Origin of the sequence: uncultured Granulicatella sp., assembly GCF_963515615.1 — a bacterium.
Classification (GTDB): Bacteria; Bacillota; Bacilli; order Lactobacillales; family Aerococcaceae; genus Granulicatella.
Genome location: NZ_CAUPZT010000020.1, coordinates 18,373 through 29,748, shown reverse-complemented (window position 1 = coordinate 29,748; position 11,376 = coordinate 18,373). Strand labels below are relative to the sequence as shown.

At 32.7% G+C, this 11,376-nt stretch carries 7 protein-coding genes; 6 read left to right on the top strand and 1 reads right to left on the bottom strand.

Features of this window, described 5'->3' with window-relative positions; all coding sequences use genetic code 11:
• The 3 genes from RYL55_RS04810 to RYL55_RS04800 form a co-directional block, all read left to right on the top strand.
• The coding region (locus RYL55_RS04810) for a hypothetical protein (RefSeq protein ID WP_315007765.1) at positions 1–1,670 on the top strand (1,670 nt) is incomplete at its 5' end.
• 225 nt (positions 1,671–1,895) lie between these two features.
• A complete protein-coding gene (locus tag RYL55_RS04805) occupies positions 1,896–4,166 on the top strand; it encodes a C69 family dipeptidase (RefSeq protein WP_315007763.1) in 2,271 nt (756 codons plus the stop codon).
• A 106-nt stretch (positions 4,167–4,272) separates the two neighbouring features.
• Positions 4,273–4,965, top strand: coding sequence for a DUF554 domain-containing protein (locus RYL55_RS04800; RefSeq protein ID WP_314404410.1), 693 nt, complete (start codon positions 4,273–4,275; stop codon positions 4,963–4,965).
• 64 nt (positions 4,966–5,029) lie between these two features.
• Here the strand turns inward: RYL55_RS04800 and RYL55_RS04795 are convergent, their stop codons facing one another.
• Entirely contained in the window at positions 5,030–6,880 is a 1,851-nt protein-coding gene (locus tag RYL55_RS04795; RefSeq protein WP_315007760.1) for a glycoside hydrolase family 13 protein, read from the bottom strand.
• Positions 6,881–7,146: 266 nt separating this feature from the next.
• Between RYL55_RS04795 and glgB the strand changes: the two genes are divergently transcribed.
• The 3 genes from glgB to glgD are packed head-to-tail and all read left to right on the top strand — an operon-like array spanning position 7,147 to position 11,308.
• A complete protein-coding gene (gene glgB, locus RYL55_RS04790) occupies positions 7,147–9,000 on the top strand; it encodes a 1,4-alpha-glucan branching protein GlgB (protein ID WP_315007757.1) in 1,854 nt (617 codons plus the stop codon).
• A gap of 21 nt (positions 9,001–9,021) precedes the next feature.
• Positions 9,022–10,194 (top strand): glucose-1-phosphate adenylyltransferase, encoded by a 1,173-nt coding sequence (locus RYL55_RS04785; RefSeq protein WP_315007755.1) that lies wholly within the window; start codon positions 9,022–9,024, stop codon positions 10,192–10,194.
• A 1-nt stretch (position 10,195) separates the two neighbouring features.
• Positions 10,196–11,308, top strand: coding sequence for a glucose-1-phosphate adenylyltransferase subunit GlgD (glgD, locus tag RYL55_RS04780; RefSeq protein WP_314112864.1), 1,113 nt, complete (start codon positions 10,196–10,198; stop codon positions 11,306–11,308).
• Positions 11,309–11,376: the final 68 nt, after the last annotated feature.

Genomic DNA, 11,376 nt, shown 5'->3' with positions numbered 1-11,376 from the left:
ACCATGACCATGATGGAGATAAACATGACCACGAAGGTGAACACCATGACCATGATGGAGATAAACATGACCACGAAGGTGAACACCATGACCATGAGGGCGACAAACATGAGCACGAAGGTGAACACCACGATCATGACGGCGATAAACATGACCACGAAAATGAAGCTAATTCAGACAATCCTGTTTCTACAATTCCAAATGAAAAAGATTTAACAGAAAAATCTCCAGAAGTTCAAAAATATTTAGACTATATTACTTATGCTTATGGAGTAGAAAGAGATACGATTAAATTAGAATCTGCATATAAAGATGGAAAATATGTAGGAAAAGTATTTGCTTTCCAAAATATGGAACAAGGTCAAGATAAAACACATATCCATCCTTGGGCGATTCCACTACGTAATTTTGAAGTTCCAAGTTCAGATGAATCCATCGACCCTGAATTAAGATTTGCACAAGAAATTGCTTCTTTAGCGAAACGTATGGGAATTTCTGTAAAAGATATTCGAATTTTAGGCGATAAATTTGAAGTACCACATGGAGATCATAGTCACTCTTTAAGAATTCAAAATATTGAAGGGGCTAAAAAATATGTTGCAAATAAATTAAAAGAAATTACACCAACATATATTGCTGGAGACTTAGATACGAAAGCCGTTGAAAATCAAATTGAAGCATTAGCGAATAAAGCATCTGAAAAATATAAAACTCAACCAGTTGAATTAAGCCGTATCCTAACAAGTTTACGAGAAATCAAAGAACGTTTGGATGAAAAAGGAAATTCAACTCAAGGATATTTAGAGTTGTTGAAACAATTTGATGAAAAATATATTGAAAAAGCATCAACTGTTACAACACCAGAACTTTCTAAAGAAGAGAAAGCACTAAATACATTACATGAAAGTATTATTCGTACGATTAACGATTTAGAGTTAACTGATTATAATGTTACAAAAGATGAATTAAGAGCTGCGGCAAATAAAGCAATTGAAGCAAAAGATATGAAAGCTTTAGAAGCAGTGAGAGATTACGTGCAAGCATTACAAGATGCGAATAAACGTATTGGTGTTGAAGCTATGAAATATTTATACTTCTTTACTCAACATGTTCAAGATAAACCATTACCGTTTGAATTAAGAGAGAAAGTTTCTGATTTAATTGAAAAATTTTCAAAAAGTAAATTAAATTATGAAAATACTTATTCTACAGAATCATTGATTAGTCCTTCGTTTTTTGCTACAAAAGAAATCAAAAAAGCTCATGAAACTCCAACTGAGAAAGTAGATATTAGAGTTGGGGAATATTATAAAGCAATTGCAAAACCGGATGATGAAGAATCTATGAGTAAACTTGATGGAATGAAAGAGTTTGCTGAAATGGCTTTAGATCAAGCTGACAAAGATAATTCGCTACCAACTTCTGATTTCAGAGAAGAATTATCTGAAGAAGTGAAGAAAGATTTAGCAACTCCAAAATCAAAAACTACAGCTACAACTGAAAATAGTACAACTCCAAAAGCAGGAGAAGCAACTGCTAATGAAGCAAGTACTTCAGCTGAAGTTGAAAAACCAGTGGTTAATGATAAAGCAGAGGAAACTGTAGCACCTACGAATACAACAGCTGCACCACAACCTGCACCGTCAGCTAGTGAGCAACCACATGCATAATTTGTCGATAAACTGATAGCCAAACTACTTGTAGCATATACATATAGTGGTAATCAGAAAAGAACCGAATTGTACCGAATTCGGTTCTTTTTTTGAAATAAAAAGTTGATAATATTTCTTATAAATCAATAAAAAGTATTGATTTTACAATAAAGAAAGCGTATTCTATATTTGGTTAAATATTATTTTAATCATATAAGATTCTTTTAAAAAGAGGGGATAGCTATGAATAAAAAAGTTAGTAAGACATTATTATCTACAGTCCTTATTGGACTTGTGTTATCTCAACAAGCTGTTGAAGCTTGTTCTGCATTTATTATTGGTAAAGGACTAACAAAAGATGGTTCGTTCTTGTATGGACGTACGGAAGACTATCCATATCCACACAAAGATGGAACACAACAACATACTCATAATAAGAATTTCTTTGTAAATCCTGCTAAGGATTATAAAGAAGGAGATGTTCTGTTGGATAAATCAACTGGAAACGTTTATCCTCATTTAAAACATGAATATAAATATACAGTAGTAGCGGATGATTCAAGAGATACAGACGAAGGTATTTTCTCTGAACATGGCTTTAATGAGCACGGGGTTTCAATGACTGCTACAGTAACAGCAACACCACGTAGTGAAGTTGTAGGAGGTATAGCACCAAAAGTTGCAGCAGATGGACGAGTTTTGGAAGGCCCAGAAAATGAAATTGAATATCCGGAAATTGATCCGCTAGTAAAAGCAGGAGTTACTGAAGCAATTGTAACAGATCTAATTTTACCACGTGTAAAAACAGCTAGAGAAGCAGCTCAATTATTGGCAAAAGAAATTGATGAAAAAGGATCTGCAGAAGGAAATATTATTGTTTTTGCCGATAAAAATGAATTATGGTATATGGAAATTTATTCAGGTCATGAATATGTAGCCTTTAAATATCCAGACGATAAATATTCTGTATTCCCAAACACTTATTTTCTAGGTAAAGTAAATATTAATGATAAAGAAAACATTATTGCTTCAAAAGGGATTATTGAAACAGCTAAAAAAGCAGGAGTATTTGTGGGAGATGAAAGTAAAGGTGAAATTGATTTAGCTGCTACTTATGCGCCACCTTTAGAAAATGGAGACCGTTCACGTGTGTATGCAGGAATTAAGTTATTAAATCCATCTTCTAATGTAACTTATCAAGATAAACGTTATGAATTTTTACAAGATAGCCCAAGAAAGGATTTTACTGTAATTGATGGATTAAATGTTCAAAGAAATCGTTTTGAAACATTAAATGGAGAATTGGTGCCTGATGACCAAGTTCCAGGTTATGATACGAAGAAAGATTTTTATAGAAAACAAGCAGATCCGACAGATCCAAACTATGGAAAATATGCTTATGCTCCAGGAAACGAAAATGTGATTGATCCACATGTTTATCAAATTAATCAAAAATTACCACAATCATTAGGTGGAGTAATGTGGTTAAGTTTAGGTCGCTCTCGTAATACACCATATGTTCCTTATTTTGGCAGTATTAAAGATACATTTGAAGCTTATAAAGTTAGAGGAAACAAATATGATGCTAATTCTTGGTATTGGGTAGCTACTAATATTGATACAATGGTAATGGATCATCCAGAATTGTTTGGTAAGAGTATTCGTTCAAATTGGGAAAAAATGGAAGCATTATTAATGGATTATCAAAATCAATTAATTGATGAATATACAGGGAAATCTGATGATTATGTAAAAGAACATGCTGATGAATATACTGCTAAATCAATTGCAGTTGCAAAATCTGTCTTCCAATTAATGAAAGATGTAGAAGCTAAAATGGAAAAAGCTGTTAAAACAAAGACACCACTAGCAAGTTCATTTATCGATGTGACACCATTGAAAGAAGTATTAGATCGTCTACAACCTGCTGAAACAACAACAGCTGCAGCAACGACAAATACGAATACTTATGTTGCTTCAAATAATCAATCTTCAACCTCTTCTAATACAACTCAAACAACACCTGTTCAAAAGAAAGGTTTTGATGGCAAACATTATATGAATGAAGAAGGACAAAAGGTAAGTAATCAATGGGTTTATAATGTGACTTATCAAAGCTGGTTCTTTATTGATTCAAATGGAGAATATGTTGAAAATCAATGGGTTGGAGATTACTATGTAAAACCTGGCGGATACATGGCGAAGTCAGAATGGATTCATGATCAAAAATCTAATACTTGGTATTTTGTAAATTCTGAAGGAAAATACTTAAGAAATACTTGGGAAAAAATTGGTAATAAATGGTATTACTATAATGGATCAGGTAAGATGGAAAGTGATTGGATATTCTTAAATGGGAAATGGTTCTATTTAGAAGAAAGTGGAGCAATGAAAGAAAACCAATGGTTTGAAGTCAATGGAAAATGGTACTATGTTGATGCATCAGGTGAATTATTAGTCAATACGAAAACTCCTGATGGCTACTATGTAAATGAAAATGGAGAATGGGTTTAATTCTTTAAAGTAAATTAGGAATCCATTAGAATTGCTAAATTCTAATGGATTTTCTAGTTTAATAGCAGTATACTTGTAGCAGTATTGCTAGAAGGAGCTTGAACAAATGGGTGTAATCATAAATGTTATTGCGATTGTGATTGGTACAATGATTGGATTATTCTTAAAACGAGGAATGTCTGAAAAGATGTCTTCTCATATTATGCAAGGTCTTGCATTAATTACGTTTATCATTGGATTAAAAGGAGCTTTAGTAGATCAAGATATGATTTTGTTAATTGTTTCGATTTCACTGGGAGGATATCTTGGGGAAATGATGCAATTAGAAGAGAATATTCGAAAATTTGCAGAGTGGGTTCAAGATAAACTTTCCAAAGAAGGGGCTCAAAATCAATTGGCAGAAGGTTTTGTGTCAGCTGTATTAATCTTTTGTGTTGGAGCAATGGCGGTAATGGGGTCTCTTGAAGCAGGATTGAGAAATAATCACGGTATTTTAATAACGAAAGCTTTAATTGATGGATTTGCTTCGATTATTTTGACGACGACAAAAGGAGCAGGAGTAATGTTATCTGCATTAGCCATTCTTTTGTATGAAGGTGGAATGATGGTTCTCGCTCAATTTGTAGCACCGTATTTAAGTGAATCGATTGTCTATGCAATGTCTGCAGTGGGTTCTTTATTACTCGTTGCATTAGGATTGAATCTATTAGAATTGACGAAAATTAAGGTGATGAACTTTTTACCAGCAATGTTTTTACCGATTGTGTTAATTCCATTATTGAGTCTCATTCGCGGATAAGATAAAAATAAGAGAGTGAATAGGATACAAGTTGTATTTCTATTCACTCTCTTTTGTATGGTAATTAAGCTAATTTGATCGCTCCGAAACTATTTGGTCCTACTACAATACCATGTGGAGTTGGGAAAAATTCTCCTTTTTGGTAATGGATTTCTCCTGAATAGTTTTCAATAAAATGAGCAGAATGATCTAAATTGATGATACATAATAGTTTGCCACGTTTATAAGCAATACAGCCATCGGCTACTTTAATAATATCACAGTCTGCTTTAAAATCTTCTTGGTGTTGATGTCTAAAGTTTGTTAATTCTTGATAGAATGCTAAAACTTCATCATCTTTTTCATCAAATTTGAATGTTTGACGATTATAAGGATCTCTAAAGCCATACATACCAATTTCATCTCCATAGTAAATACTAGGTACACCAGGAAGGGTAAATTGAATAAAGGAGGCACTAAAGAATCTTTCTTTTGCTAATTGATATTCACTCTCCGTTAGCTTGTAATCTGGTCGTTTTTCAACAGGAAATTCCTCAGGATTTTCAAAAGCTAAAACTGTTAAAATTCTTTCTGTATCATGACTAGATAATAAATTCATTAAAACATCCAAAGCAGGTTTTGGATAGTTTTCTAGTAATTCTAATAGAGCTAGAGAAAATTGATGTGCATTTTTATGTTTAACAAAGCGAATAATGGCATCTCTCCAAGGATAATTCATGACGCTATCAAATTGTTTTCCTAAGAAATATCTTCTTCTTGTGTTGTAAGAGAATTTAGTTGTTGCATCTTCCCAAACTTCCCCTAATAAGAAGCAATCTGGATCTTCTTGTTTAGCAGACTTTCTTAATTGATCAATGAAACAATCAGGAAATTCATCTGCTACATCAATTCGCCATCCACCAATTCCTAATCGTTGCCAATAAGGAATGACACCATTTTGAGCATCAAACATAAATTCTTGATATTCCTTATTTTCTTTAATAACCGTTGGTAAATTCGTGAATCCCCACCATGATTGATACACATTTGGAAATTCATTAAACGTAAACCATGGATAGTATGGGGAATCTTGAGATTGGTAAGCTCCCACACTGTCATAATGACCATAACGGTTGAAATAAATACTATCTGCACCCGTATGGCTAAATACTCCATCTAATGTAATACGAATATCTTGTTCTTTAAAATCTTTACATAAATCTTTAAAGTCTTGCACCGTACCTAAATAAGGATCTATATTAAAGTAATTCGAAGTAGAATAGCGATGATTTTCAGGACTTTCAACAATTGGATTCAAGTAAATACTATCAATCTTTAGTTGCTTAAAGTAAGGTAATTCTTCATGAATTCCTTTTAGATTTCCCATAAAGAAATCTTGTGCTCGATAATTATCATGGGTAATAGAAGAATAAGGAATGGCATTCCAGTCGTCATGACGAACTCTTGTTTCTTCATTAGCAGCAACAGTTGCTTGATAATGAGGACTCTTTTTAAAGCGATCTGGGAAAATTTGATACATAATACTACCTTTTATCCAATCTGGAGTTTGGAAGTCTGCATCATAAACCGTTAATTGCCAAGAAGAGTAAGATTGTTCTTCCATTGTGAGAACAGCATCAAATTCATGTTTTTTCAAGTAACCAATTGAATCATCAAATGTAACTTCAAAATCATAAAAATAAAGTCCTGTTTCTAATGCTGGAACGGTGACAGTATATTTTCTATAATGTCTTTCTAAAATGTCCGTTTTATGTAATACATAAATATTTTTTTGATGTGTAAAATCATTCAATAAAGTAAGAGAAAGTGTTCTAAAATAAAAATCTTGATGAATCCATACTTCAAAAAGAATTTCTTGAGAAGAAGAGACGGCTCCTTTTGGATATTTATTTTTTATCGGATTAAATAATATCAAAAATATCTTCCTTTCTAAAAAACTCGTATTACTGCAATTGTAGTATAAAATGAAGAAAAAAGAAATAGTCTGATAGAATAGTGAATATGACAATAAATAAAACGCTTTATTTTTTTGAAAAAAATATACGAAAATAGGCAAAGATATGTTATAATCAAATTGTAAATAAACGGAAAAAAGAATCTATAGGTTTTTATGCAACAAAAAATGTAAACGCTTGTAAAAATTCGTAAAACGGATTGAAGAAGGATAGAGGAGGAGTGCGTATGAGTAATTCTTTAGCAGAATATTTATTCCATGAAGGGAAAAATTTTCGTGCCTATGAGTATTTGGGATCTTTTTTAGAAGGAAATCAATGTACCTTTCGAGTGTGGGCACCTCATGCAGAAGAAGTTTATGTTTCAGGAGACTTTTGTGACTGGAATCCAACAGCTTATCCATTAAATAAAATCAATGATCAAGGGATTTATGAAGGGGTTGTTGAGGGACTTCATTCTTATGATGCCTATAAATATGTTATCAAAACAAATGATGGTCGGATGCTCTGGAAAGCAGATCCATATGCTAGACATGCTGAAACTCGTCCATTAACAGCTTCAAAAGTTTATACAGACTCAAATTACGAGTGGAATGATGATAAGTGGATGAAACAAAGAGAAGTTCCTTATCAAAAACCAATGAATATTTATGAAGTACATTTAGGTTCCTGGAAAAATAAAGAAAATGGTGATTTTTATAGTTATCGAGAATTAGCAGATACTTTAATTCCCTATGCAAAGAAGATGCATTATACACATCTTGAACTTCTTCCGATTACAGAATATCCTTATGATCCATCTTGGGGATATCAAGTAACAGGATATTTTGCAGTTACTTCAAGATATGGAATACCGGAGGATTTTAAATATTTAATCGATAAGGCACATCAAAATGGTATTGGAGTTATTTTAGATTGGGTTCCCGGGCATTTTACAAAAGATGCATTCGGTCTTTATGAATTTGATGGTCAATGTTGTTATGAATATTCTGATGAAAGAAAGAAAGAACATTTGTCATGGGGGACAAGAGTTTTTGATTATGGTCGTGGTGAAGTTTGCTCCTTCTTATATTCCAGCGCTTGTTACTGGATTGAAGAATTTCACCTAGATGGTCTAAGAGTGGATGCAGTTAGTTCGATGTTATTTTTAAACTATGATCGTCCTGAGCATTTAGCTGCAAAAAATATTTATGGTGGAAATGAAAACTTAGAAGTGTTAGAGTTCTTTAAAACATTGAATCAATATGTTCGCCAACATTATCCAGGAGTGATGATGATTGCTGAAGAAGCGACTGCATATCCAAAAATAACTGCTCCAATTGATGAAGGTGGTTTAGGATTTCATTATAAATGGAATATGGGTTGGATGAATGACAGTTTAGATTATGTTGAGGTAGATCCATATTTTCGTCAAGGATGTCATCATCGATTAACCTTTTCAATGTGTTATGCATTTGTTGAGAATTTTATATTACCAATTTCTCACGATGAAGTCGTTCATGGGAAAAAATCCTTATTAGATAAAGCGCCTGTGAATTACGAAGAAAAGTTTTCGCATTATAAAGCTTTTTTAGGCTATATGTTTGGACACCCAGGTAAAAAGCTAACATTTATGGGAAGTGAAATTCCCCAGTTTATAGAATGGGATGAAAAACGGGAATTAGATTGGTTCTTATTAGATTACCCTCTTCATCAGAGTACTCATCGATTTGTACAAGAATTAAATCAATTTTATAAAGTCAGTCCAGCATTGTGGGAACACGATGGTGGTTGGGCAGGATTCGAATGGCATGTCGTAGAAGATGCTTCCCACAATGTATTTGCTTTTTCAAGAAAAGCTGAACAACAGGAAGTATTAGTAATTTCGAATTTTTCTGGTCAAAATTGGGATTCTTATCACATTGGTTTTGAAACAGAACGTCATTATAAAATGGCACTGAATTCAGATGCTAAAAAATTTGGTGGGCAAGGTGTATTAAATCGAAACTTAAAAACTGTTCAGCAAATATGCGGAGAATTACCGTTTACTTTAAAAATAAATATACCAGCTTTTTCAACACTCTATCTTGAAAGAATAGATTAAACTAGATAAGGAGAGACACAAATGGCAAGAAAAAAAGAAATGGTCGCAATGTTATTAGCAGGAGGACAAGGGACTCGCTTACAAGTATTAACACAAGATATGGCAAAACCTGCTGTACCGTATGGTGGAAAGTATCGTATTATTGATTTCCCATTATCCAATTGTGCCAACTCAGGTATTTCAACAGTTGGTGTTTTAACACAATTTAAACCATTGGAATTAAATTCTTATATGGGAAATGGTCAACCATGGGACTTAGATAGAATGGATGGTGGATTATCGATTTTACCACCATATACCGCAGGGAAAACGGGAGAATGGTATAAAGGAACAGCTCACGCCATCTATCAAAATATTAAATATATTGAACAATATGAGCCTGATTATGTCTTGATTTTATCTGGGGACCATATTTATAAAATGAATTATAATAAAATGTTAGAGTTCCATAAGGAAAAAGAAGCTGATTTAACGATTGCTCATATTAATGTACCGATGGAAGAAGCGCATCGCTTTGGAATTTTAAATACAGATGAAGATCTTCGTATTGTTGAGTTTTTAGAAAAACCTGAAAAACCAGTATCTACAAAAGCTTCTATGGGAATTTATATTTTCAATTGGAGAGTATTACGTGAGTACTTAATCCGAGATGAAGCAAATCCTGAAAGTGAGAAGGATTTTGGGAAAAATATTATTCCAATGTTACTAGAAGAAGATAAAAAGATTTTCGCCTTCCCATTTGAAGGATATTGGAAAGATGTTGGTACTATTGAAAGTTTATGGGAAGCTAATATGGACTTAATTAAGAGTCGAGAAGCATTTGATATTGATGATACAAGTTGGAGAATATACTATCGTCATGAAGGACGCTTGCCACAATTTTTAGGAGAACATTCAGATGTTCAATCTTCTATGATTTCAGACGGTACTTTAGTATTTGGAGAAGTAAAAGATTCAATTATATCTTCAGGAGTTGTTATTGCAGAAGGTGCAGTCGTTAAAGATAGTATTATTATGCAAAATGCTACAATTGAAAAAGGTGCATCTGTTTATCATTCCATCGTTGCAGAAGGTGCAGTTATTAAAGCTGGTGTATCTATCGGTCATCAAGAAATTGAATTAGGAAAAGATATGATTACGGTAATTGGGCGCAATGAAGTTGTCAGTGAACCAATGAAAGCGGGAGGATGTTAATATGATAAAAGCTTTTGCGATTTTATTTGCAGATAATTATAGACAAGATGACTTACAAGGATTAGTCCGTTCAAGAACATTAGCTTCTTTACCAGTAGCTTCGAGATATCGTCTAGTGGACTTTATGTTATCTTCCCTAGTGAAGGCAGATATTGATAATATTGGAATTGTGACCAACCATAATTATAAATCTTTACGTGACCATGTTGGTTGGGGAAAAGATTGGGATTTAAATAGAAAAAATAGAGGGTTAACGTTATTAACGCCATTATCTAATTATTTATCTACTCGAATTCCTCAAAATAAAATTGAAGCATTGGGGAATACAATGGTTTATACGGAAAATTTAACGGAAGAATATTGTATTTTAGCAGATGCTAATATTATTGGAACCATTGATTTTAAAGAGATGTTCCAATACCATGTGGATACAGCATCAGATATTACTGTAGCCTATCATTATCGTAAACCTGAAATCGGAGAGTCTCAAATTATTTTTGATAAAGATCATAAAGTATATGAAAGTTTATACCATTTTAACGGTGGAAAAGAAAAATGTGCTACACAAGTCAAAATTTATATTATGACAAAAGAATTATTAAATGCCATTATTAAAAAAGGTATGACTCTTGGTTGGGAAGATATTTTAAGAGACTATGTGTCTAAAAATCTAGATACGCTAAATGTTTATGCCTATGAAATTAAAGGATATTCTAAAATTATTAATACGGTAAAAGATTATTTTGATTTCAATCAAGACTTATTAAAACCTGAGACATTAACAGCTGTGTTTGATAGTGGAACAGATATTTTAACGAGAGTACAAGATAGTGTACCAACACGTTATGGAGATACCTCACAAGTTAAAAGTTCTTTATTAGGAGATGGTTCTTGTATTAATGGTACTGTTGAAAATAGTATTATTTTCAGGGATGTTATCATCGAAGAAGGAGCTGTTGTAAAAAATAGTGTCATTATGGCGAATTCTATTATTCGTAAAGGTGCTCATCTTGATTATGTTATTACAGATAAAAGCATTGAAGTTCCTGAAAATAAAACATTAATAGGAACAAGCGAATGTCAAGTGATTGTAGAAAAAAATAAATGTGTCTAACCACTGAAAGATAGTTCTCAACCATGGGAACTATCTTTTTTATTGCTAAATTCTTATTCAAGAAATTA

Coding starts and splice junctions, on each gene's coding strand:
- glgB (WP_315007757.1), top strand. CDS start 7,147: ATGAGTAATTCTTTAGCAGAATATTTATTCCATGAAGGGAAAAATTTT.
- RYL55_RS04785 (WP_315007755.1), top strand. CDS start 9,022: ATGGCAAGAAAAAAAGAAATGGTCGCAATGTTATTAGCAGGAGGACAA.
- glgD (WP_314112864.1), top strand. CDS start 10,196: ATGATAAAAGCTTTTGCGATTTTATTTGCAGATAATTATAGACAAGAT.
- RYL55_RS04800 (WP_314404410.1), top strand. CDS start 4,273: ATGGGTGTAATCATAAATGTTATTGCGATTGTGATTGGTACAATGATT.
- RYL55_RS04805 (WP_315007763.1), top strand. CDS start 1,896: ATGAATAAAAAAGTTAGTAAGACATTATTATCTACAGTCCTTATTGGA.